Below are 23,220 nucleotides of genomic sequence, written 5' to 3' on the forward strand. Positions count from 1 at the left end.
CTACACCGTTGTCGCCTGGTTCTTCCACGCCGCAGCGCTGCCTGTGGGCTTCCTGCGGCGGCGGCGCCCCCCTGCCGCGCCGATCGAGAGCCGCATCATCCATGAACCGGCGAGAACGGCCGCCTGACGGGCGCAGCCGAGCCACGAACACCTCAGGAAAGCTCCCTTCATGACCGACGACACTGTGGAGAAGAATGTTCCGCTCTGGGACCGGATCGTGCATTCCTCGTCGGAATATTTCCGGAGGAGGCGCGGCGGCTTGTTTCGGGAGACCATCCCCGAATTCACCTCGCTCAAGGTCTGCGACGTCGGCGGCTCCAGGCACTTCTGGGAAAAGCTCGACCCGGCCGACGTTCCCAAGGACCTGACGCTGGTCAATATCCGCGACGACGGCCAGGCGCGCTCGTTCACCGGCTCGTTCGGCGATGTGAAGGTCATCGTCTATGACGGAGACCGCCTTCCCTTCGAGGACAAGTCGTTCGACGTGGTGGTGTGCAACTCGGTGATCGAGCACGTGCCGCCGGCCAAACGAGCCAATCTCGTGCGCGAGATCAACCGTGTCTCGAACTACTACTTCATCCAGACGCCGGCCTTCGTCTTCCCAATCGAACCGCATTTCTTCTGCCCAGCCCTCCACTGGCTGCCGCGTCCGCTCGCCCGCCATGCCGTCAGGCTGTCGCCGTGGCGCTTCCTGTCCAAACCCTCCGAGGAGCACATCCGGGAGTATTTCGAGGAGATCCAGATCCTGACCCTGAAGGAGTTCCGCTCCTATGCGCCTGAGGCGAATCTGGTCCGGGAGAAGATCGCAGGCCTCACCAAATCCTACATCCTGCACGGCCCGTCGCGGCCCTGAAGGCGCAGCGGAATCGTCCAGGGTTCGCCGGATAGGGATTGGTCGACATGAAGAGACTGCTTTCCTCATTGGCTGCGGTGCTGGCGCTTACCGCCACCGCGCCTTGCGCCATCGCCGCCGACCAATGGTTGCCCGTTCGCGAAGTGTCGCTGGAGATCCGCCCCGGCAGCCCGCTCGACTTCTCCGCGCTCCTGCCCAGCCGGGCGATCGGGCCAAAGGGCTCCATCGGCGCGGGCCAGCGGGTGGTGGCGCGGCAGGACGGCCGTCTCGCCCTCGCCCAGGCGCCCGAAGAACCGGAACGCCTGTTCTGCGCCTCTCTGGCATGGAGCCCTGCCTCGGGCGGCTTCCCTGATCGCGCCGGGGCCGACCGCTACGCAGAGCAGCTCGCGCGCCACGGCTACAACATCGCCCGGCTAACCTTCCTTGACGCATCGCTGATGTCTGGCCGCGGCAAGGATTTCGATTTCGACCCCGACACGCTCGACCGCATCCATTATCTGCTCGCCGCGCTGAAGCGGAATGGCATCTACTGGATCATTGACGGAATGACCTCGTGGCGCGGCGCCTATGGCGGCTATGACGACCGCTGGGATCCAGCCGGCAACCTCAAGCTCGCACTGCATCTCGACGACGCCGCCCTCGCCCATTGGAAGACCTTCACCGAAAAATTCCTCGCGCGGGTCAATCCCCATACCGGCATCGCGCCGATCCATGACGATGCGCTGGCGCTGGTCATCCTGGTCAATGAGAACGGCATCGAGTTCGAGGGCGTCGTGCACGACCGGCCCGGCAAGCCACCGTATGACGCGATGCTCGCGGCCCCCTTCAATCGCTGGCTGGCGAAGCGCTATGCGTCGACGGCTGCTCTTCCGAAGGCCTGGGGCGGGCTCGGCTGGACCGAGCGACTGGAGAATGGCTCGATCGCACTGCCCGGCAACCGTTACGCCGATAGCGCGCGCATGCGCGACCTGCAGGCCTTCTTCATCGAGGTCGAGACCGAATCCGCCGCAAGGATGAGCCAGGCGCTACGCACGCTTGGCTACAAGGGCCTGATCAGCACCTACAATAACTGGCCGACGATTCAGACCGCCCTCAGCAGGCGTGGCCTCGAAGCCGTAACGATGAATACCTATCACGACTGGATCGGGGGCTATGCGCCCGGCAGCAAGCTGCTCCAGCAGAGCTCGGTCGGCGACGGCGCCAATGCGATGCGTATGATCGCGGCGGCGCGCTGGCTCGGAAAACCGTTCATCGTCAGCGAATACGATCACCTGTTCTGGAATCGCTATCGCTACGAGGGCGGGCTCGTCTTTCCGGCCTATGCCGCACTGCAGGGCTGGGACGTGCTCTGCCGGCACGCCCACGGCCCGATCATTCTCGCCTATGGCGAGCCCTATCCGCACAAGCGGGCCATGCTGCCCTACGCGATCGCACTCGACCCCGTGGCCCGCGCCGGCGAGACCCTCTCCGCACTCCTGTTCAGGCGCGGCGATGTCTCCACCTCCCGGATCACGATCCCGTTCGCGGTTCGCGGCGAGGATGATCTCGGCCCGGACATGCAGGCCCGCGAGCCTGAGAAACTGACGGATCTGGCTCTGGTCGGGCGGATCGGATTGCAGGCCGCCGACCGCATCGGCGAACAGATCGCAGTCCTTCAGCCTCGGGACGCCAATCGCGCGGCTGCGATCATCGACAGGCTGAAGAAGAGCGGCGCGCTCCCGCAAGGAAATGCCACCGATATCGCGGCGGGGCTCTACCAGAGCGACACCGGCGAGATCGTCCTGAGCCGCCCAAGCCGGCAGCTGCGCGTTTCGACGCCCGCGACGGAGGCCCTCGCCTTCTCCGCGCAGAGCCTGCCGGCCAGGCTGGGAACGATGAGCGTCGACGCCGCGGAAGGTGACGGCCTCGTCGCCCTGGCCAGGACGGCGCCGCGATGGCAGCTCTCACCTGTCTCTCTCGACGGAACGGTGAACCCGCCGATCACCCGTGGCGCAGGCCCGGTTTCCTTTCGCCTGTCGAACGATCTCCCGACCGGCCCGACGACTTATTTCCTGCTGGAGCTCATGGAAAGCTGACGGCGCTGCCGAGCCCGCTGGCCCTCGATGCCGGCCGCCTCTCTGGTTCGAGAGTGGCGCCCGGACCTGAAACCGCTCTTCGCCGGGCTCAACTTAGCCGGCCACGACATCCTGACGCACCGGCCGTACAAGCACCGTCTGGTCCTCGCAACGGGAGGCTCTCGCGGTCCGTCGCTGCCCTTGCTCTTCACTGTTGTTTCRGGCAGGTTTCATGGTGTTGCAGACATGAATACTGGCTGAAATCGGCAGGAGAGCGTGAACGACACGCGCCCTGACGTCTGGAATGCCGTTCGGATCTGGGAGTCTGGTGCCCCGCCCTATGGACAGAACACTTCAAGACGGCCTGATGATTCTTGAAGCCTTGGCCAAGAGCGATCAGCCGAGGAGCGTTCGTGATCTGGCGGAGCAGACCGAACTGGGCGAAAGCCACGTTCAAAGCGCTTTGGCCGTCTTTGAGCATGCGGGCTATCTCGCCCGCGAGCCCGACACTGGGCGGTGTGGGCTATCACTGAAATTGTGGGGGCTGGGTGTCGGCCTGTTCGCCCGACTTGAGCTGAAGCGGGAAGCGCAGCGCCACCTCTCCGAACTCGCCCTGCGCACGCGCGAGACCGTGCACCTGTCGGTCCTCGCTGGGGCCGATGTGATCTATATCGATAAAATCGATAGCCCCGAGCCGCTTCATGCCAGCTCCGATGTCGGCGGCAAGGCTCCGGCCCACGCGGTTGCGATCGGAAAGGCGATTCTCGCGTTTCAACCCTCGCATGTCATCGAAGAGATTGGGCGAAATCTTCTCGCCTTCACGCCAAGGACCATCAATAGCCTTGAAGGGCTCGAGCACGAACTGTCAGCGGTCCGCTCGCAGGGCTATGCCGTCAACCTCGGCGAATGGCGCGGCGCCGTCTATGGATTGGCGGCCCCGATCAGGCGCGCCGACGGCGTGGTCGAGGCTGCGGTTGGCGTATCGGGGCCATCGACCCGGCTGACACCCGAGATGATCAAGCTCATGGCGGAGCAGGTCATGGAGGCCGCAGACGAGATATCGCGCGGGCTCGGCTATGCTGGGACCGGGCGGTAGCACCCTATACGCAGCGGACACTGTTCGAGCGAATCAGGCAGAAGGACCGCGACTGCCTGCCCGATCATGCCCGCCTCATGACGGCACGCCCTCGCCGAGCGCTTCATCCGCGGTCACTCATTCCATAAGCCAATACCCCGGCGGAGAGCCTCTACGTCCTGGGAAATGGGAGCTTCTGCTCGTACGAAGGGGCCGATCGCCTTTCGCGAACACAAAGTGACGTCGTCTGCGTCGTCCACTTGCGCCCTCGGTTGAATCGCTGCTCGCTGGCGCAAGTGCCGGCGATCCACTAACAAACAGCGCAGGCCACGCATTGGGAGCAGGATAGCCGGCGATGGCGGATTCGAATGTTTTCAGGCGTCGCGTGTATCACATCGGCGGCTACGATCATGCGCAGCCCGCGGTCGTGCATGGTCGCTTTGTCAGGGAAACGCGACGTTTTGAGCGTGCGTGGGCGGCCTCCGTGGTTTCGTCGGAGCCTACCAACAGTGATGACGTCTCGACCTGGCAAGTGCTCACGACCGGCCCCAACTGGCGGGTCGAAACCGAGTATTGCGCAATCAGATGGGACGATGTGGTGGAAGCCACGAACAGGCGCCCGATATGGTGGCGCATTCCTCAGGGTCTCCTCGCCTTCGTCGATTTTATCGTGGCCGGAGCGCTCTGGGGCTATCTGCGCGCCAGTTGGCGCTACGCGATGTTCTTCCTCTATCCATTCTTGATTCTGGCGATCATTGCTGCGTTTTCGCTTGCTGGCGGGGTGGCCCTGGCGCGAGCTACCGACTCCAGCGCGATTGGAGCACTGGCAGCAATCGGCGCCTTCCTCCTCTTGTTTCTCGCCGCCGATCGTTGGGTTTATCTGGGGCTTCTCTTTGACGACTGGATCTTTGCCCGCCAGTACATCCGGCGGGGCGATCCGATCCTCGAAGGGCGCCTGCGACGCGTTGCTGCCGAAATTGTCGAGGCCAGGCGCAGCGGCTCGGTGGACGAGATTCTCGTCGTCGGACATAGCCTTGGAGCCGTGCTTGCGATCGATCTCATCGACCACGCCATCGAGCTCGGGCTCGAGGAGCAGGACGACCGTCCTCGCCTCACGTTTCTTTCCGTTGGATCGTCGACCCTCAAGATCGGGCTTCATCGCGCCGCCCGTCGTTTCCGCGCCGCGGTTGAGCGCGTGAGCGCCTGCCGCGCCGTGTTCTGGGCCGACTACCAGGCGCGCTCGGACGTGATGAATTTCTACCGGGCCGATCCTCTGCCGCTGATGGGTCTGGCCGCCACGGGCTCACCGATCATTCGCAGCGTCAGCATCAGGCGCATGATTGATCCGGCCCGCTATCCCCGCATTCGCAAGAACTGGTACCGGATGCATTGCCAGTTCGTCAGGGGCAATGATCGGCGCGCGCCGTATGATTATTTCATGTTCGTCTGCGGGCCGCTCTTTGCAGAACAACAGGTCAATGCCAAGGAAGGTGCCATGCAAGCACTCGATGCCGACGGTCGATTTCTCGTTTCCCCCTCCCCGGCCCTGACGGGCGATCACAGCACCGAGGTCGCCAAGCGATGACCCTGAGCATCGCCAAGGCGATCTACGCCCTGCTTGCCGTTGGCTGGTACATCATCCGCATTCCGCATGAGCGACGCGCCCGCCGGACCCCGGTTTCCCGGAGCGCTCGCGGGTTGCGGGAAATCATCCTGCTGAGCATTTCGTTCACGGGCCTTGGACTCTTGCCGTTCATCTATGTCGCGACCGGATTCCCGCGCTTTGCGAACTACCCGTTCCAGCCGGCTCTCGCCTGGCTCGGAGCCTTCGCCACGATCGCGGCGCTCATCCTGTTCCACCTCACGCACCGGGCTCTCGGCCGCAACTGGTCCGTGTCTCTGGATCTCCGCGAGAGCCATCGGCTCGTGACGGAGGGCGTGTACCGCTATGTCCGGCACCCCATGTATTCGGCGTTCTGGCTGTGGGCGATTGCCCAGGCTCTTCTGCTGCCCAACTTTATCGCCGGGCTGTCCGGCCTGGTCGGCTTTGGAACGTTGTACTTCTTCCGCGTCGGCCAGGAAGAGCGCCTGATGCTCGATGCGTTCGGTGCGGAATATGGCGACTACATGGCGCGGACCGGGCGCGTCATGCCAAGGTTCCACGCCTGAGGGCAAGGTCACAGTCTCGCGACCTGCGCGCGCAGAGGGCTCCGTCGCTCTGGCTCCCAAGAGGGTGCAGCGGCGGAGAACGCCGGATCTGCCCAGGCATTTTGCCGAGTACTCCGCAAGGGAACCGCCTTTGCGATCGGCCCGGTCAACCGAGTGATGAAGGTCAGGTGACATACCGATGCGCTCGTCGCGCGTTGGTGGCGATATTGTCGCTACCAGTACGCTGTGCGGCGAAGGATCCATGTCTATTCTGGCGGCGGGCTAAGAGTTCTCTAGCTTCGACCTTGCATGACTCGACTTCGCCTGGACGAAGAATGAACTCCAGCGGTCAAGGGCGTTGCTCGGGAACAATGAGCGAAGCATCGAGGACGCTAGAGCACCTTCGGACGGTTCAGCCCCCGGAAACCACGAACGTCTTCGCTCCAGCAAAACCCGGCCTTAGCCGATTGAAAGTGCTGAGGATATTTGGAATACTCGACGTTGTGCCGCACTGCCGCGATCCGGGGCAAGGAAGTGGGTTTGGTGTTGCGCATCCGCACTAGTAGCCGAACTTGTTTCAGTCATAGTTGCAATGTTCTCAACGAGGGCGAATCAATGAAAAAGCTTATGATCTTGGCTGTATCCGTTGCGTTGGTGGGCGTTGGTGGCTGCACCACTTATGGTATTGGCAAGGGCAAGGGGAAGGCTCCCCCTCCAGTTGCTTCTCCGATCGTTACGAAGGGCTGACGCTCGATATTCTGAAAACGGCCGGAACAATCCGGCCGTTTTCTTCATTTGATTAGAAACTCTTCCGGGAGTTTGATGACACGGCTACTGCTGTTGTCGTGCCTATCGCCGAGGCTGTTCTTCTTCCGGAAACCGGAGCTCTGCGATGCGGAACAAATCAAACAATCTGGCGCGTGCCAGCATTCTCTTTGCTTGTGCTGCTGCCATTTCTTTGCCTCTCTGGCTGGCTCCTGCCAGTGCCCAGGAGGATCGCTACCTGCCTCCTCCCGAGGCCAGCGATGAGGCTATCGCGCCCGACCCACGGCCGACCGGCTCGGTCGGCAGGACGGCATCCCGGCACTCCCGACGGCAGGCTGACCAGCGAAGCGGTCAGTACTTCGTCGAGTTTCGGTCGCGCTATGCACTGAGCTACGGCCATACCTTTCTCGTCTATGGCCGGCTGAACGCGCGGGGCGAAGTCGGCCAGGTTCGGGCAGATCAGGTTGCCGGCCTGCATCCGGCCGGCGAAGGCCCGCAGCTCTGGTCTGTCGGGCACGTCCTTCCCGTTCCAGCGGAGACAGGCCCCAGCGACGGCGACCTGGAGGATGAATACATCTCGGCGCGGTACCGGGTTCTGTTGACCGAAGCCCAGTATCAACGGGTAGCAGCCTATATCAGGCAGAAGCAGCGGAAGCCGACGGCTTGGCATGCCGTGCTCTATAACTGCAACAGATGGGTTGGCGAAGTTGCGCAGTACATGGGCCTGAAGGCCCCTGACAATACAATGCTCTACCCCGCTGAGTACATCGCCAGCCTGCGCGCGGTCAACGCCGGGCGCGCCAGAGACGACGCAATGCCGGCATCCCTTCAGCAGTAAGCCGCGAGGTCATCCCGCTGTTCATTCGCATATGCGCGACGAGCAGCGGGTGGCAACGCCGAAAGGCGCTGCGCGCGTGCCTGTCAGCGCAGGACGATAACCGGCGTACCGACGGCGACGCGGTCGAACAGATCGACGATGTCGTCATTGAACATGCGAAAGCAGCCATAGGACGCGAAGGTGCCTATGGAATCCGGCCTGTTAGTGCCGTGAATCGCGTACTGACCTCCGCCGGACAATGTGAGCGCGCGCGCTCCCATCGGATTTCGTGGGGAGCCTCCCGGGATGACGTCCGGCAGACTTGGGTTGTCCCGCTTGATCTCATCGGGAGGCGACCAGGCAGGCGCAACATGCTTACCCTCGACCTCGACCGCTCCGAGCCATTGCTTGGATGACTTCCCGACCGCCACCTTGTAGCGAATGGCGGTTCCGTCTCCCTGCACCAGGTAAAGCCGCCGTTCCTTTGTCTTGATGACGATGGCGCCTGGCGTCCCATCTCCCTTATATGTAACGGTTTCGCGAGCACTGACTGGGATTGCGACCATCATGGCCGCGAGTACGATGCATGTCCGGAGCACTGCCAAGCTTCCTGCACTCAGATCGTCTGCGTCGCGACGACTTCAACGATCGGTTCATACCAAGGTCTGGTTGATTATTAGTGCATGATTTGGGTTTACTCCAGAGGAAGTGTAACGCGCAGTTTTACGCACGCTCCCGGGAACCAATGAGGTCGGAGTGACGGGCTCTCACCCATGTGCGGCATGATGACAGTTAAGAGTGTCATGCCGGGGTGGACACGGTCGCATTCTACATTGTTTTCGATGCCAGGGCAGCGCCCCCGGCGGCGGAGCCAGGACGACGCCTTCCGCACCGTCGCAGCTTTGTGACTGCCCGCCAGCCGGTCACCGCACGCGGCGGCTCGGATACGGGGCCTCAGTGGTCTGCGCGGGGCACGAACTGCGCAGCAGGATATTCAGCGCGCCGGGACCGACTGCGAACAACGCCACGAGTGACTGCGGATCAGTTTGCCGGGTCGCGAGCCGCCATCGTTTGAACGCCCGCTGGCGGCACGGACGTGTGGGCGCCGGTAGCCGCGCCAACCCGCTGCTGCGTCGCTTTCGACACGAGCCGGGATCGGTTGAGGGCCGTGAAATCGCTGGCGCGATGGCTCTGGCTGGCGCGGCCCTCGAAGACCAGCACGTCCGCATGGGTCACGACGATATCGCCGCGCCGCAAGGTCGGGTCATCCAGATACCAGTATGGATCAACGGCCGGATCGAGTTTGACCACCGGCGCGGTCGGCTTGGACGCCACGAGTTTGCGCAGTTGCTGCCGCCGCTTGGGGTGGACGGTCACGCTCAGCGGCGCGGGTGGAACGAAATAGACTTGCGGGGGCGGCCGGGGTTGCCCGAACAGCGCGCGCGCCAGGTCATCCAGGAGACCGGCGGATTGGGCGGGCTGGGCCACAAGAAAGCTGGTCATGCCAATGATGAGCAGCCTACAGCTTCGCGCAAGTTTCATCGGCCCATCCTCGCGAACTGATCGCCTGGGCACGCTGCACCCCAAGCCTGCGACGACGGTTTCGACTCATTGCGCCGCGGGCCGGATTGCACCCAGGCCAACTCTCCCGCCCTTCGAAAGGGCTCATGGGCTGCGCCGCCGTGCAGCGCTCCCTGGCAACTCAGTCAATCTCCTATCTCATTCACGCATGCGCTTGCGTGATGCGTCTCACTCAAGCGGCGCTCAGCGCCTTTGCCACATCGGTCAGGGTGGCCTTCTCCGCCGCGCTGACCTGGGTTCCCCCAAACCCCATGAAGCCGCCTTCGCTCGAGGCCTCCGCCACCGTCTCTGCCACATGCGAGAGCCATGTCTTGAATGYTGGAGCTTCGGTCGGGGCCTTGGCGTCGACGATTTGCGCTACGCGCGTCAGCATTGCCAGAATGCTCTGCTTCGCATCTGCCGGGGTCTTTCCTGCCAGTTCGGCGCGAAGCGACTCGCGTGCCTCGCCGCGCCCTTCCGAGCTCTCCATGTCGGCAACARTGGCTTTCGCAAGCTCGCCCGCGTCCGCGTCGCTCCTGGCGCTCAGAAGCGCACGCCCGCTGGCCAGGCTCTCCTTGAACACGCCCCACAGCCCGTTAGGCTCGGCAAGCGTGACCGCCATGCCGGCCAATAGCGGGCTGCCCAGGATCAATTTCCATTCATCTGCTCCAAAGTTCGCCTTGATCGCCATCACGGCCTCCTGCGCTGGGCGCGCTATCGAAACATCACGAACGGCCTGCCTCGCGCTAGGCCCGCGCCAGCGCGTCGAGATTCGCCCGCACACCATCGATCGTCGGCTTGGCGATCTCGGCCACGCCGGGGATCGCCAGCACCTTGGTGAACAGGTCCTCCAGCGACGGCCTGACGGCGCCGATCAAGGCCGTCAGCGCGGAGCGGCTGCTGGCAGGCAGCTGACTGGCCACACCGTTGACCTTGTCGAACTGGGCTGCCGCGCCCTGCAACCGTGGCAGCGCCGCCTTTGCTGAGGCCGCGTCCGTAACGCCCTTGAGCGTGCTTGCGAGCCCATCAATCGCCGTTTGAATCTCGGTCCCGACGTTTACGCCGCCGGCAGTCACGTTCTGCAGGGACTGCAGCGCTTGCGTTGCCACGGCGCCTGCCTGTCCAATAGCGGTTTGAGCCGGCAGCACCGGCTGAGTTGCCACAGGCCTGGGCTGTTCAACGACGACGGGCGCATGACGCCCGAAGAACCACCAGCCTACCGCAAGCACCGCAAGGATCGGCAAGGCCCATGTCAGCCACCCCGGCATTCCGCCGGTTCTCGCCTGTGCCGCCGCACGATCGGCCATGGCGCCGGTCGTGGACGCTGTCGACCTTGCAGTGTCCGCGACAGTGCTCGCGCCACTGCCGACAGCGCCGAGAAGGCCAGCTTTGCCAAGCATGTCAGCAAAGCCCGCGGGCAAGGCAGCCGAGATGTTCGCCTTCTGTGACGTCAACATCTGGGCGAGGCCTGACGCATCCAATCCCGCCGCCGACTTCTGTTGCCCCAGTGCTCCCATCACGGCCGGCGTCAAAAGGCCAAGCAACGAGGAGCTTGCCCCGCCGCCGAGGCCCGCGAATTTCGAGATCGCGCCAGCAAGTCCGGACATCGCCGAACCTCCGAGGAGCGAGGAGAGCATATTCGTACCGCTGTCGGCGACTGTCTTCTGGTCAGAGCCGCCGATCATGCTGGCGAGACTGTCAAGCATTCCCGGATTCTGCTGCGAAACCGTGTCGAACAATTTGCGTGATCCCTCCGGCGTGGATGCGACACCCGTAAGCGTCGCCAGCAAGCCGGGGACAGCGGCGTTGGTCGCCTTGCCAACCGAAGACTGGTCCACGCCCAATGATGCAGCCAGCTTGGACATCAGATCAGGCGACAGGAACTGCATGATGATTGATACGAGATTGATGCTCATGGCGGGTTACTCCGCTGAAGTAGACGCATGAACACGCCAATACGAGAAATTTCTGCAGGTTATATCGTCGTATAAGATTGAATTATTTCAATTTACTGTCGGAAATTTGGCCTCAAGCGAAGTATGGATACGGAATTGAGACCGATAAACGATCGTCACTACCGAGAAAAGGCACTGCGCCTGATCCCGGACGAGCAGCTCGGCAGGGATGTTATTACAGAATGAGGGTGCTCTTTTCTCTGATGAGAACTTACGGCACAAGTATCGCTCAAGCGTCATTCCAATCGGCAACAGGCACGCGGAATGGCAACTGCGCAGCAGTATCAGCGCTCGGCGAGATTACACCCTTGCAGGCTTGGCCGCAATTAAGAAGACCTGACTGCTCGCTGATCGGTTCGCAGCGGACCAGCGGCCAGCAGTGGGGCGAGTTCCCCCAGCGTTCATGAACGCATAACCTCGGGTGTCACTCCGGTCGTCGCGGAATGCGCCTCCACTTGAGTCAGTCACTGTGAGATGCGGCCACGTCCAACGGGCTAGACCCCTCGCAGCGGAGGCTCCCTTCGGCACCCGGATGAGACCGATCGGAATGAGTGCCGCACGAATGGCGTTCCCCTCACGCGCCGCCGAGAGGGCCCAGGTCGCGCGCGATCAGGCTATAGAGCGCCTGTGCCGCCGGGGTCAGCGTTTCCCCGTGCCGCCGGATCACGGAGACTGGCCGGTCGATGACGGGGTCCACCAGCGGGATCTGGGCGAGGTCCGGGCGCAGGTTCTCGACGATCGAGGCGACCAGGATCGCCACGCCCAGACCTTCGGACGCCAGCCCGATCGCGCTCGAGAAGTACTCGACGACGAACTTGGTCCTGACCTCGATGCCTGAGCGGGCGAGCTGGGCTTCCATGAGCAGCCTGTTGCCGCTGCTGCCGCCGAGCGTGATCAGGTCGAAATCCGCAAGTTCTGCCCAGGCTATGGCCGCTTTTCCGGCGAGCGGGTGGTCGGTGCGGCAATAGGCGACGAAGGGATCGCGAACCAGGACCTCGTTATGGAGGTCCGGCTGGTTCGGCGGCTGCACATGCAGGCCAAACTCCGCCTGGCGTCGGCGCACTGCTTCGATGACCAGGATGCTGGTCCGGTCGAGGATCTCGACGCGATTATGCGGATGCTGCACGGCATAGGTCCGCAGAATGCGCGGCAGGCGCCCATACATCAGCGACGGTACCGAGGCGATCGCGATGTCGCCTGTAGAAAAGCGCGAGATCGTCTTCAGCCGGTCGAAGGATCGGCCGACCTCGTCGACCATGCGCTTGGCCTCCGGCAGGAACTCCCGGCCGATGCTCGTCAGCGCCACCGTGCGGGTCGTGCGGTCCAGCAGCTTGAGGCCGACATGACTCTCGAGCCTTTGGATGCGGCGCGTCAGCCCGGTCTGGGTGACATGCAGCTTTTCGGCCGCCTTGTTGAAGCTGCCGAGCTCGGCGATCTGGATGAACGCCTCGACCCCGTCGATCGGATGTTTCATGCGGAAAGATCATCGATATATGTCATTATTTCAGCATACGAGTGGCTGCCCATCGGTCAATAGTGTTGGGGAAGGCGCGGCACCTGGCATCACCCGGGGACAGAAAGCGCCACGAGGAAACGCACCGATGATCGATACCCGTGTCGCCACGCGTGGCAGACGCGTGCTTGTCACGCATGACCGGTTGGCCGAAGGCGCCATCCAGCTTCTCAACGCCCATGACGTCGATGTCTTCTTCTCGCCCGCCTATGCCGCGCCGGATCTCGTGGCCCAGCGGGTTGCCGAGCTGCAGGTCGATGCGCTGATCGTCCGACAGGGCCGCGTCGATGACACGATCATCGCCGCCTCGCCCAGGCTCAGGGTCATCGCGAAGCACGGTGTCGGCGTCGACAACATCGATCTTCACGCGGCGGCATCGCGGAATATCCCTGTCATTCGCGCCATGGGCTCGAACTCGCGCGCCGTTGCCGAACACACGATCGCGCTGTCGCTGGCGTTGTTGAAGGACATTCCTCGCCTCGATCGGGCCGTGAAGGGTGGCGAGTGGCCGAAGCCCAGTTTCCTAGGGCGGGACATCGCCAGCACCGTGATGGGCCTTGTCGGCTTCGGCGCGATCGGCCAGGAGGTCGCGCGGATCGCCACCGGGCTTGGCATGCCCGTGATCATGCACGACCCCCATGCCCAACGCGAGATCGCGCAGTTTGGAAACGGGGGCAATCGTGATCTGGAAAGCCTGCTCGCGGAAGCCGATATCGTCAGCTTGCATTGCCCGCTGACCAACGCGACGCGAAATCTCCTCAATGCGGAGCGCTTCGGCCTGATGAAGCCGACATCCTTCGTCGTCAACACGGCGCGCGGTGGCCTGATCAGTGAGCCGGCTCTCTTTGAGGCGCTGCGCGAGGGCAGGATCGCCGGCGCCGGCCTCGACAGTTTCGCGCTCGAGCCGCCAGCCAAGGACAACCCGCTCTGGACTTTGCCCAACCTGATCGTGACCCCGCATATCGCCGGCGTGACACAGGGTTCGGCCAAGGCCATGGCAGAAATCGCGGCCCAGCACGTCATTTCGGTGCTGGACGGCAACGCAGCCGATGCACGCAGCTTGGCAAGGCTCGCGGAACTCGCTGCGGAATGAACCTGGCGCACGAAGCCGGGCAAACAGAAACAACCGGGAGGAGACGAACATGAGGATTGCCTACAAAGCCCTCGCGGGACTGGCGCTATCGGCGCTGACGTCGGTGGCGCATGCGCAGCAATATCCGGACAAGGCCATCCGGATGATCGTGCCATTTCCTCCCGGCGGCGGGACCGATGTCGTGGCCAGGGTCGTGGCGGCCAAGCTCAGCGAAACGACCGGCTGGACGGTGGTGCCCGAGAACAAGCCCGGCAGCGGCGGCAGCGTCGGCCTAGGCCTAGCCGGCAAGGCCAAGCCCGACGGCTATACGATCGTGCTGGCGCAGAACGCCAACATGGTCATCAACCCAATCCTCGGAAAGGCGAACTACGACCCGATCGCGGATTTCACCCCGATCGCGCTCACCGCGTCGGCGCCGCAGGTGATGGTCGTCGCCAAGGATTCGCCGATCAAGTCGGTCAGGGATCTCCTGAACACAGCAAAGGACAAGCCCAACGCCATTAAGTTCGCGACGCCCGGCGTCGGAACCAGCTCGCATCTTGCCGGCGAGTTGCTGCAGCAGCGGACTGCGGTGAAGTTCCTGCACGTGCCCTACAAGGGCACAGGGCAGGCCGTTCCCGATCTCCTCGGCGGGCGCGTCGACGTCTATGTCGCCTCGGTGCCCTCGGCGATGTCTCATATCAAGGAGGGCACGATGCGCCCGCTCGCGATCTTCGCGAAGGCCCGCAGCTCCGACCTGCCGGAGGTTCCGACCTTCGAGGAGCTTGGCGTCAAGGATTCTGAGGCCGTGACATGGTGGGGCGTGGCCGCCCCCGCCGGCACGCCTCACGCGATCGTCGCGCGCCTGAACACCGAGATCAACAAGATCCTGCAGATGCCGGACACGAAGGAGAAGCTCAGGGCGGCTGGCGCCGAGGCGATCGGCGGCACCGCACAGGAGTTCTCCGCCCTGATCAAATCGGACGTGCCGAAATGGACCGCGGTTATCAAAACCGCCGACGTCAAGGCTGACGACTAGGGCCGGGTTGGCGGCGGCCATTGCCTTGCGCTCGGGATTGCCGGCGCCGCCTGCACTCTCGGGCGCCTGCCCGAAAGGCGGCTCACTGCGGCATCGATCAGCGCCTGTTCCGGTGTTCAGGGCTGGCAGGTCGCAATCGGCGCGGTGAAGCAGCCATTGCGAGGTCCTGAAGGTCGGGCCTGAACTGCCGTGACACTCTGCAGCCAGACCAAGATCCTCGGATTGGCTCGCCCGGCAATATAGGGCCGGGACCATCCGGGAATGAGGCCTTTGGCTGCCGGGTTTGCGCCAAGGCGTGGCCCCGAAAGCCCGCTCGTTGCGACCCCGATGCCGGAGCATGGAGATCCTGATGAAATCGGATGTGATGAGAAACAAGGATGTCCTGTCCGGGCTCCTATTCATGGGCCTGGGTTCGATCGCGCTCCATATCTCGCTCGATTACCGCTTCGGCAGCACGGTGCGGATGGGGCCGGGCTATTTCCCAAAAATCCTGAGCGGCCTGCTGATCGCGTTCGGCGTCGCCATCCTGATCAAGGGATTGAGGCAGGGCGGAAACCTGGCCGGTCCATGGTCCTGGGCTCCGCTTTTCCTACTGACCCTGGCCATGGTGCTGTTCGGCTTCACGATCGAGCGCCTTGGGTTCCTGCCCGCGCTGGCGCTCATGTTCCTGGTCGCGGCCTATGCCGGCAACGAGTTCAGGCTGCGCGAAGTCTTCGTGCTGACCGCCGTGATGAGCTCTTTCGCCGTGATCGTCTTCATCTGGGGCCTGAAGCTGCCCTATCCGCTCTTCGCCTGGAATTTCTGAGCCATGGAGATGCTCGAACATTTCGCGCTCGGGTTCGGCGTCGCCATGACGGTCCAGAACCTGACCTATTGCCTTCTGGGCGTCGCGCTCGGAACGCTGATCGGCGTGCTGCCCGGGGTCGGGCCGCTGGTCACGATCTCGATGCTGCTGCCGATAACCTTCGGGCTCCCCCCGGTCTCGGCGCTGATCATGCTGTCGGGCATCTATTATGGCGCCCAGTATGGCGGCTCCACCACCGCCATCCTCGTCAACCTGCCGGGCGAAACGTCGTCGGCCGTGACATGTCTCGACGGCTACCAGATGGCTCGGAACGGCCGGGCCGGGGCAGCTCTCGCCACGGCTGCGATTTCGTCCTTCGTTGCCGGCTGCATCGGCACGCTGCTGATCGTGCTGCTCGGTACGCCGCTCGCGGGATGGGCGCTGCAGTTCGGCGCGCCTGAGTATTTCTCGCTGATGGTGATGGGGCTCGTTTCGGCATCGGTGCTGTCGCATGGCGACATGCTCAAGGCGCTTGCCATGGTTGTCGTGGGCCTGCTCCTCGGCCTTATCGGCACTGACGTGAACTCGGGCATGGAACGATACACGTTCGGCCTGCCCGAACTTGCCGACGGCATCGGCTTCACGGTTCTGGCGGTCGGCATATTCGCCTTGTCGGAAGTCGTGATGAATCTGGAGCAAAAAGAAGAGCGCGGCATCTTCAAGGCGAATATCGCCGGACTTATGCCAAGCCTGTCCGATCTGAAGGCGATCACCCTGCCGACCCTGCGCGGAACCGCGATCGGTTCGTTCTTCGGCATCCTGCCGGGTACCGGTCCTTCAATCTCGTCCTTCTCGGCCTATATGCTCGAGAAGAAGCTGGCACGGGATCCCTCGCGCTTCGGTCAGGGTGCGATCGAGGGCGTCGCGGCTCCCGAGGCTGCGAACAATGCCGCCGCCCAGACGGCCTTCATACCGACGCTCACGCTGGGAATTCCCGGAAGCGCCACGATGGCGCTGATCCTCGGCGCGCTCGTGATGAACGGCGTCCAGCCGGGACCGACGGTCATGACCCGCAACCCGGAGCTGTTCTGGGGCGTCATCGCCAGCATGTTCATCGGAAACGTCATGCTGGTGGCGCTCAACCTGCCGCTGGTTGGAATCTGGGTGCGGCTGCTGAGCGTGCCTTATCGCTGGCTCTTCCCGTCGATCATCATGTTCTGCGCGGTCGGCAATTACAGCATCAACGGCAGCGCGATCGACGTCTATCTCTGTGCCGGCATCGGCGTGCTCGGCTACGTTCTGGCCAAGCTCGACTGCCCGCCTGCGCCCCTGGTGCYCGGCTTCGTGCTCGGCCCCCTGATGGAAGAGAGCATCCGTCGCGCTCTGCTCCTGTCGCAAGGCGATTTCACGGTCTTCCTCACCAGCCCGATCAGCCTCGGCTTCCTCATCGTGACGATGCTGCTTCTCGGCAGCATGGTCCTGCCCGCGATCCGCCGGGGCAAGGAGCGCGTCGACCGCGAAGAGGCCGGCGCGACATAGAGCATGCTGCGAAAAGTGGCAACGGCTTTTCGCAGCATGCTCTAAACTATTAGATTCGATCACGTTTTCTGCGTTTTGGCGATTTCGTCCAAACGCAGCGTGATCGAGCCGGCCTCGCCCGTCATTGCCCCAAACGGGGCAATCCCTCGGCGCCACCACGGATGCATCTCGACCCCGGCTGGCTGGCGCAGACAGCAAAGGATAGCTCATGCTCGGATTTCGGATTCTCAAGCGTCGCCGCCAGGTCGACAGCAGCCTCATCGCGCGTTTCCGCGCGTTGCCGGTGGCCAATGTCAGCGATTCGATGTCGCGGATGACGGCGGGCGGCGCTTCGCTTCGCCCGCTTCATCGCGGCGGCGTCATGGCCGGGCCGGCCATCACCGTCAAGACACGCCCCGGCGACAACCTGATGATCCACAAGGCGCTCGATCTCGCCGCCCCCGGTGATGTCATCGTCGTGGATGCGGGTGGCGATCTCACGAACTCGCTGATCGRCGAACTCATGATCTCGCATGCGCAGACGCGTGGCATCGCCGGCATCGTGCTCCACGGAGCAGTGCGCGATGCCGCCTGGATCCGCGAGAACGACCTGCCGATGACAGCGGCAAGCTGCACCCGCGTCGTCATCCCCCGCGGTCGGCTCGTCCGCCTGGGGAGATGACGCCGTTCGTTCCCGGCGACGAGCCGATGGTCACGAGGACGGGCTCAGTGGCTCGTATCTGAGATCAACAATAGAATCGTCTCACGAAGGGGAAGCGACGGCACGGCCCTCTCCTGCTGCCCACGCGCTGCGTCGGCGACCTGACACGATGCCTCTGCAGCACGGTGCAAGGGGGCATCGTAGGCACGTCCCGGCCGCCCTTCAGCGAATATCCCGATTTTTCAGATATTTAACACCCCATAAGGAGTGTGGCGCGGCCTACGGGAGTCGAACCCGTCTCCCCAGCGTGAAAGGCTGGTGTCCTAACCGATAGACGAAGGCCGCAAGGCTTCGGTTGCAATTCGTTGCAACCCATCGGAAGCGGGGCGAGCTATAGTGCGACATTCCCGGATCGGCAAGCCTGAGTTTGGCAAATTCTCGACGCCAGATAGCAGTCATGCACAGGCCAGATGGGCTCACACCACCCGGGCAAGATCGATCACCCGCACTTCCACGGTTTCCTTGCCGCCCCAGCGGTTAAGGGTGAGGCTTGCGGCCAGATGCACGCTTTCGCCGCGTGCGGCCAGTAGCGCACGGCCCAGCGGTTCCTGGGCCACGCGGAAGGCAATACCGCCGATCGTGGCGCCATCGCCGCTGCGGAGCTTGATCCTGACATGGCCGCCGCTGCCGATCTCGACGGCATCGACCAGGCGATGCGAGGGAAAGACGAAGACGGGCTCGGGGCAGCCGGCGCCATAGGGGCCGGCCTTCTCGATTTCCGCCAGCAGGCGGGGATTGGCGCCGCCCGCGCTCATCGCCGCATCGACGAGCAGCGATTCCGATTCGCGCGCCTGGGCGACCTCCGGAGCGAGACGTTCGGCGAGAAAGGCATGGAAGGCCGTATCCTGCCCCCGGGCCAGCGTGACGCCGGCCGCCATGGCGTGGCCGCCGCCTTTCACCGCAAGCCCCGCGTCCACCGCCTGCCTGACGGCGCGGCCGAGATCGACGCCGGCGACAGAACGGCCCGAGCCGGTCGCGCCGCCCTCCCCGTTCTGCGCCAGCGCAAAGGCTGGGCGGCGAAAACGCTCCTTGAGGCGCGCCGCGACGAGACCGACGATGCCGGGATGCCAGTCGGCCGAACGCGCCAGCAGGACCGGCAGGTCCTCAGCTTTCGTCAAGGCGTACTCGGCCTGCGCCACCGCCTCCTCGACGGCGAGCTTCTCGATCTCCTGCCGCTCCTGATTCAGGCGGTTGAGTTCGGCGGCGATGCTGCGCGCCTCGATCTCGTCGGCAGTCATCAGCAGCCGCGCGCCAAGGCCGGCATCGCCGATGCGTCCACCCGCATTAATGCGCGGCCCGAGCAGGAACCCGAGATGCCAGGGCTGAACAGGGCCATCGAGCCCGGCGACGTCGAGCAAGGACGCGAGGCCCGCCCGCGTGCGGCCGCGCAGCATCGCGATGCCCTGCCGGACGAAGGCGCGGTTCAACCCCTTGAGCGGCACGACATCGGCAACGGTCGCAAGTGCGACGAGATCAAGCGAGGCGAGCAGATCCGGCTCGGCGCCACGCTGCGCCCAGAAGCCCTGCCGACGCAGTTCTCGGGCGGTCGCGACCAGCGTCAGGAAAACGACCCCGGCGGCGCAGAGATGGCCGAGCCCCGAGAGATCGTCCTGCCGGTTCGGATTCACCAGCGCCTCGACCTGCGGAAGCTGTTCAGGCGCCTGGTGATGGTCGAGCACGACGACATCCAGGCCGAGCCGGCGCGCTTCTGCCAGCGGTTCATGGCTGGTCGTGCCGCAATCGACCGTGACGAGCAGCGTCGCCCCCTCGGCGGCCAGCATGCGGATGGCTTCGCTGTTGGGGCCGTACCCCTCGATCAACCGGTCCGGAATGTGAATGCGCGGCCGGGCGCCGGCATCGCGCAGAAAACCCGCCAGCAGGGCGGAGGAACAGGCGCCGTCGACGTCGTAGTCCCCGAAGATCGCGACGGCCTCTCGTGTTGCAACCGCGCTTGCCAGGCGCGCGGCAGCCGCATCCATGCCGACCAGGGTCGAGGGGTCGGGCAGGAGATCGCGCAGCTTCGGCTCGAGATAGCGCATGGCATCGGCAGCCTCGACGCCGCGTCCGGCAAGCACGCGTGCCACGATATCGGGGAGCCCTTCGACCTGCGAGAGGGCCTCGGCACGGCCGAGCMCTGCGGCATCGAGCCGATCACGCCAGATGCGGCCGAGCGCCGAGCTGGTGACACCGAGAAAAGGGCGCTGGGCAATCATATTCATACCCAAGGGGTTCGCGCAGCCCGGGCCATTCGTCAACCGGGGCCGGGCCGCCTTGTCGCCGCAGACGGTGTCGCCATAGTGGTTGCGGGGGAAATGGCCTGGCGAAGGGGCTGATCATGCCGCTCGATGCAGATGTCATCGTCATAGGGGCAGGCCTCGCCGGCCTCGTCGCCACGGCAGAGCTTGCCGATGCCGGGCGCAGGGTCATCCTGCTCGACCAGGAGCCGGAACAGTCGCTCGGCGGGCAGGCCTTCTGGTCCTTTGGCGGGCTCTTCCTGGTCGATTCGCCGGAGCAGCGCCGGTTGCGGATTCACGACTCACGTGAGCTTGCACTGCAGGATTGGTTCGGCTCGGCCGGCTTCGACCGCGAGGAGGACGAGTGGCCGCGGCGCTGGGCAAAAGCCTATGTCGATTTCGCAGCCGGCGAGAAGCGCAGCTGGCTGCACCGTCAGGGCATCCGCTGGTTTCCCATCGTCGGCTGGGCGGAGCGCGGCGGCTATCTCGCAACCGGGCATGGCAATTCGGTGCCGCGTTTCCACGTCACCTGGGGCACCGGCCCCGGTCTGCTCGAACCCTTCCTTCGACGCGTGCGCGACGCTGCGGCAAGCGGGCTGGTTTCGCTGCGCTTCCGCCATCGCGTCACCGGGCTGACGAAGAGTGCAGGCGCGATCGACGGCGTCGAGGGCGAAATCCTGGAGACGAGCGGGGTCGGACGCGGAGAGCATGTCGACGGCAAGATGCTCGGAGTCACCGAAGCGGCCGGCGCGCGCCTGATCAATGGCGACCGGATGTGGCACTATGTCGAGGGCATCCGGAACTGGAGCCCGGTCTGGCCGAAGCACGGCATCCGCATCTTGCCCGGCCCCTCCCCGTTCTGGTTCGACGCGCGCGGCAACCGACTGCCTGTGCCGCTCTTTCCCGGCTTCGACACGCTCGGAACGCTCGAGCACATCATGAAGACCGGCTTCGACTATTCCTGGTTCGTGCTCGACCGGAGCATCATCGCCAAGGAGTTCGCGCTTTCCGGTTCGGAGCAGAATCCCGACGTTACCGGCAAGAGCTGGCGCAAGGTGATCGAGCGCGCCACTGCCGGCATTACGGGTCCGGTTCAGGCGTTCATGGACAAGGGCGAGGATTTCATCGTCGAGGCGGAGCTTTCGCGCCTCGTCGCGCGCATGAATGCCCTGACGGGCGACAACCTGATCGACGAGGCGCGTCTTCGCGCCGAGATCGAAGCACGCGACCGCGAGGCCAACAGCGCCTTCGGCAAGGACCTGCAGCTGACGGCTCTGCGCGGCGCACGCGCCTATATCGGCGACCGGTTGATCCGAACCGCAAGGCCGCACCGCATACTCGATCCACGGCACGGCCCGTTGATTGCTGTGCGCCTCAACATCCTGACGCGCAAATCGCTGGGCGGGCTTTTGACCGACCTGTCTTCGCGCGTGGTCGGAGACGATGGATCGCCTCTGGCCGGCCTCTATGCGGCTGGCGAAGCGGCCGGGTTCGGCGGTGGGGGGCTACACGGCTATCGTGCACTCGAAGGAACCTTCCTTGGCGGCTGCCTGTTCTCGGGCAGGATTGCCGGACAGGAAGCAGCGCGCGCGGTTCGCTGAGTAGCGCCGGCGACCTCGCCCTGAGCGACATGAGACAGCAGCGTCCCGGCCAAATTTAGAGAAAAGCGAGAAGAACAGCGACATTCCTCGCTTTTTAGACATGTCGTTCCGCAAACATAGGGCAGATGCAGGGCCCTCATGCCGTTCCGGCACTTTTAGCTTGCAACCGTAGCCGAAGCTGCGAAGTTCCTCAGCGGAAGACTTTGTCGATACCAAGGAGGCTCCGTGTCCTGGGTTCACTCTGTCCTGAACCAATCCCCCGAGATCGCACTCTTCTTGTCGCTGGCGATCGGATACTGGATCGGCAAGTTCCAGTTCGGGAAATTCCAGCTCGGCGGCGTCGCCGGCTCTCTGCTTGTGGCGGTCGTGATCAGCCAGGTTGGCGTCTCCATCGACGCCTGGCGACCGTCGTCGTGCTGGCGCGGGTGATGGGGTTGGACAAGGGCCTCGCTGCCGGCATCGCGGCCGGTGGACTGACCCAGTCGGCCATCATCGGTACCGCGAGCGCCGCCATCGGAAAGCTCGGCCTCGCAGCGGAAGAGGTGCAGCGACTGCAAGGCAATGTCGCGGTCGGCTACGCCGTCACCTATATCTTCGGCTCGTTCGGCGCGATCATCGTCTGCGTCAACGTCCTGCCCTGGCTGATGGGACGGACCATCCGCGACGACGCGATCAAGGCCGAGACCGAGCTTCTGGCTGGCGCCAAGATATATGGAGCCGGCGAACATGCCGCTGCTCCCGATCTCGTCGGACGGATCTTCCGCATCGAGGCCGGAGCCGGCAAGACCGTCGAAGACCTGGAGGCGAGCGCCCCGTCCCCCGTCAGCATCGAACGCGTCAAGCGCGGCGGCGCCTTGATTGCGGTGCAGCCTTCATTGCCGCTGACGGCCGGCGACATCGTCCTCGTCATCGGCCGACGGGTCGGCGTCGTCGGGCTGGCTCCCAAGTTGGGGCCCGAGCTGCAATCCTCGGAAGGCATGGATGTCATCGTCGTCACGCGCGACGTCGCGATCACCAATCCCGATTTCGTGCGCAAGACAGTCGCCGAAATCAATGCGGCCACCGCGGGGCAGCTCCGCCACGGCATCTATGTCATCGAGGTCAAGCGGGCCGGCAAGCCGATCGTCCTGAAGGGCGACACGATGATCGAGCCTGGCGACGTCGTCACCCTCTACGGCACGTCGGACGATGTGCAGCGCATGGCACGGATCGTCGGCAGCATCATCCTGCCCAGCGACAAGACGGATTTCGTCTTCCACGGCTTCGGCCTCGTCGTCGGCCTGCTGATCGGTCTTCTGGTCGTTCGCATCGGCTCGATCCCGCTGACGCTCGGCAGCGGCGGCGGCGCCCTGCTCTCCGGCCTCGCCTTCGGCTGGTATCGCAGTCGCAACCTGACGGTCGGCAACATGCCGACGCCGGCCTCGACCCTGCTGCGGGATCTCGGCCTCGCCGGGTTCGTCGCGGTCGTCGGGCTGCAATCGGGCCTGCAGGCGGTCAGCACGGTCCTACAA

General features: G+C 64.3%; 18 protein-coding genes, 1 tRNA gene and 2 pseudogenes. 14 read left to right on the forward strand and 7 right to left on the reverse strand.

What is annotated here, in order from left to right; translation table 11 throughout:
- The 7 genes and pseudogenes from AC1D34_RS21425 to AC1D34_RS21455 form a co-directional block, all read left to right on the forward strand.
- A pseudogene (locus AC1D34_RS21425) lies at positions 1-127 on the forward strand (glycosyltransferase family 2 protein); the annotation flags it as partial.
- Between the two features lie 42 nt (positions 128-169).
- Positions 170-853, forward strand: coding sequence for a class I SAM-dependent methyltransferase (locus tag AC1D34_RS21430; RefSeq protein WP_476825251.1), 684 nt, complete (start codon positions 170-172; stop codon positions 851-853).
- A gap of 47 nt (positions 854-900) precedes the next feature.
- The gene (locus AC1D34_RS21435; protein ID WP_476825252.1) at positions 901-2,928 is read left to right on the forward strand and encodes a glycoside hydrolase; all 2,028 of its coding nucleotides are present in this window, start codon (positions 901-903) and stop codon (positions 2,926-2,928) included.
- A gap of 346 nt (positions 2,929-3,274) precedes the next feature.
- Positions 3,275-4,003, forward strand: coding sequence for an IclR family transcriptional regulator (locus AC1D34_RS21440; RefSeq protein ID WP_476825253.1), 729 nt, complete (start codon positions 3,275-3,277; stop codon positions 4,001-4,003).
- A gap of 334 nt (positions 4,004-4,337) precedes the next feature.
- On the forward strand, positions 4,338-5,567 hold the full coding sequence (locus tag AC1D34_RS21445) for a hypothetical protein (protein WP_476825254.1): 1,230 nt from the start codon (positions 4,338-4,340) through the stop codon (positions 5,565-5,567).
- A complete protein-coding gene (locus AC1D34_RS21450; RefSeq protein WP_476776366.1) occupies positions 5,564-6,151 on the forward strand; it encodes a protein-S-isoprenylcysteine O-methyltransferase in 588 nt (195 codons plus the stop codon). The genes AC1D34_RS21445 and AC1D34_RS21450 overlap by 4 nt, the downstream gene beginning before the upstream one ends.
- Positions 6,152-7,022: 871 nt before the next feature.
- Positions 7,023-7,733 (forward strand): hypothetical protein, encoded by a 711-nt coding sequence (locus tag AC1D34_RS21455; RefSeq protein ID WP_441490906.1) that lies wholly within the window; start codon positions 7,023-7,025, stop codon positions 7,731-7,733.
- 83 nt (positions 7,734-7,816) lie between these two features.
- On the opposite strand, the gene AC1D34_RS21460 is transcribed toward AC1D34_RS21455, so the two are convergent.
- The 5 genes from AC1D34_RS21460 to AC1D34_RS21480 all read right to left on the reverse strand — a co-directional run bounded on the left by AC1D34_RS21460 (position 7,817) and on the right by AC1D34_RS21480 (position 12,701).
- Complete coding sequence (locus AC1D34_RS21460; protein WP_441491071.1) at positions 7,817-8,281, reverse strand: L,D-transpeptidase; 465 nt, start codon at positions 8,279-8,281, stop codon at positions 7,817-7,819.
- 472 nt (positions 8,282-8,753) lie between these two features.
- Positions 8,754-9,254, reverse strand: a complete 501-nt coding sequence (locus AC1D34_RS21465; RefSeq protein ID WP_476825255.1) for a hypothetical protein — start codon at positions 9,252-9,254, stop codon at positions 8,754-8,756.
- A 211-nt stretch (positions 9,255-9,465) separates the two neighbouring features.
- On the reverse strand, positions 9,466-9,963 hold the full coding sequence (locus AC1D34_RS21470) for a hypothetical protein (RefSeq protein ID WP_476825256.1): 498 nt from the start codon (positions 9,961-9,963) through the stop codon (positions 9,466-9,468).
- Between the two features lie 55 nt (positions 9,964-10,018).
- Entirely contained in the window at positions 10,019-11,188 is a 1,170-nt protein-coding gene (locus tag AC1D34_RS21475; RefSeq protein ID WP_476770483.1) for a DUF937 domain-containing protein, read from the reverse strand.
- Positions 11,189-11,801: 613 nt separating this feature from the next.
- Positions 11,802-12,701, reverse strand: a complete 900-nt coding sequence (locus AC1D34_RS21480) for a LysR family transcriptional regulator (RefSeq protein WP_441490910.1) — start codon at positions 12,699-12,701, stop codon at positions 11,802-11,804.
- Positions 12,702-12,828: 127 nt separating this feature from the next.
- Between AC1D34_RS21480 and AC1D34_RS21485 the strand changes: the two genes are divergently transcribed.
- The 5 genes from AC1D34_RS21485 to AC1D34_RS21505 all read left to right on the forward strand — a co-directional run bounded on the left by AC1D34_RS21485 (position 12,829) and on the right by AC1D34_RS21505 (position 17,835).
- Positions 12,829-13,833 (forward strand): hydroxyacid dehydrogenase, encoded by a 1,005-nt coding sequence (locus AC1D34_RS21485; protein ID WP_441490911.1) that lies wholly within the window; start codon positions 12,829-12,831, stop codon positions 13,831-13,833.
- A gap of 49 nt (positions 13,834-13,882) precedes the next feature.
- Positions 13,883-14,851 carry a Bug family tripartite tricarboxylate transporter substrate binding protein gene (locus tag AC1D34_RS21490; RefSeq protein ID WP_441490912.1) on the forward strand — a complete coding sequence of 323 codons (969 nt, stop codon included), beginning with the start codon at positions 13,883-13,885 and terminating at the stop codon, positions 14,849-14,851.
- A gap of 349 nt (positions 14,852-15,200) precedes the next feature.
- Complete coding sequence (locus AC1D34_RS21495; protein ID WP_441490913.1) at positions 15,201-15,656, forward strand: tripartite tricarboxylate transporter TctB family protein; 456 nt, start codon at positions 15,201-15,203, stop codon at positions 15,654-15,656.
- Positions 15,657-15,659: 3 nt separating this feature from the next.
- A complete protein-coding gene (locus AC1D34_RS21500) occupies positions 15,660-17,174 on the forward strand; it encodes a tripartite tricarboxylate transporter permease (protein WP_476825257.1) in 1,515 nt (504 codons plus the stop codon).
- A gap of 208 nt (positions 17,175-17,382) precedes the next feature.
- Entirely contained in the window at positions 17,383-17,835 is a 453-nt protein-coding gene (locus tag AC1D34_RS21505; protein WP_476825258.1) for an RraA family protein, read from the forward strand.
- A gap of 249 nt (positions 17,836-18,084) precedes the next feature.
- Here AC1D34_RS21505 and AC1D34_RS21510 read toward each other — a convergent pair.
- Both AC1D34_RS21510 and recJ read right to left on the reverse strand, forming a co-directional pair.
- Positions 18,085-18,159: transfer RNA gene (locus AC1D34_RS21510), tRNA-Glu, on the reverse strand.
- 131 nt (positions 18,160-18,290) lie between these two features.
- Positions 18,291-20,093, reverse strand: a complete 1,803-nt coding sequence (recJ, locus tag AC1D34_RS21515) for a single-stranded-DNA-specific exonuclease RecJ (RefSeq protein ID WP_476825259.1) — start codon at positions 20,091-20,093, stop codon at positions 18,291-18,293.
- A 116-nt stretch (positions 20,094-20,209) separates the two neighbouring features.
- Here recJ and AC1D34_RS21520 point away from each other — a divergent pair, with 116 nt between their 5' ends.
- Together AC1D34_RS21520 and AC1D34_RS21525 are read left to right on the forward strand one after the other, a co-directional pair.
- On the forward strand, positions 20,210-21,709 hold the full coding sequence (locus tag AC1D34_RS21520; protein WP_476825260.1) for an FAD-binding dehydrogenase: 1,500 nt from the start codon (positions 20,210-20,212) through the stop codon (positions 21,707-21,709).
- A 225-nt stretch (positions 21,710-21,934) separates the two neighbouring features.
- Positions 21,935-23,220: pseudogene (locus AC1D34_RS21525) on the forward strand (aspartate-alanine antiporter-like transporter); the annotation flags it as partial.

It is taken from the genome of Allobosea sp. P1_A7 (assembly GCF_056406775.1).

Coding starts and splice junctions, on each gene's coding strand:
- AC1D34_RS21430 (WP_476825251.1), top strand. CDS start 170: ATGACCGACGACACTGTGGAGAAGAATGTTCCGCTCTGGGACCGGATC.
- AC1D34_RS21435 (WP_476825252.1), top strand. CDS start 901: ATGAAGAGACTGCTTTCCTCATTGGCTGCGGTGCTGGCGCTTACCGCC.
- AC1D34_RS21440 (WP_476825253.1), top strand. CDS start 3,275: ATGATTCTTGAAGCCTTGGCCAAGAGCGATCAGCCGAGGAGCGTTCGT.
- AC1D34_RS21445 (WP_476825254.1), top strand. CDS start 4,338: ATGGCGGATTCGAATGTTTTCAGGCGTCGCGTGTATCACATCGGCGGC.
- AC1D34_RS21450 (WP_476776366.1), top strand. CDS start 5,564: ATGACCCTGAGCATCGCCAAGGCGATCTACGCCCTGCTTGCCGTTGGC.
- AC1D34_RS21455 (WP_441490906.1), top strand. CDS start 7,023: ATGCGGAACAAATCAAACAATCTGGCGCGTGCCAGCATTCTCTTTGCT.
- AC1D34_RS21460 (WP_441491071.1), bottom strand. CDS start 8,281: ATGATGGTCGCAATCCCAGTCAGTGCTCGCGAAACCGTTACATATAAG.
- AC1D34_RS21465 (WP_476825255.1), bottom strand. CDS start 9,254: ATGAAACTTGCGCGAAGCTGTAGGCTGCTCATCATTGGCATGACCAGC.
- AC1D34_RS21475 (WP_476770483.1), bottom strand. CDS start 11,188: ATGAGCATCAATCTCGTATCAATCATCATGCAGTTCCTGTCGCCTGAT.
- AC1D34_RS21480 (WP_441490910.1), bottom strand. CDS start 12,701: ATGAAACATCCGATCGACGGGGTCGAGGCGTTCATCCAGATCGCCGAG.
- AC1D34_RS21485 (WP_441490911.1), top strand. CDS start 12,829: ATGATCGATACCCGTGTCGCCACGCGTGGCAGACGCGTGCTTGTCACG.
- AC1D34_RS21490 (WP_441490912.1), top strand. CDS start 13,883: ATGAGGATTGCCTACAAAGCCCTCGCGGGACTGGCGCTATCGGCGCTG.
- AC1D34_RS21495 (WP_441490913.1), top strand. CDS start 15,201: ATGAAATCGGATGTGATGAGAAACAAGGATGTCCTGTCCGGGCTCCTA.
- AC1D34_RS21520 (WP_476825260.1), top strand. CDS start 20,210: ATGCCGCTCGATGCAGATGTCATCGTCATAGGGGCAGGCCTCGCCGGC.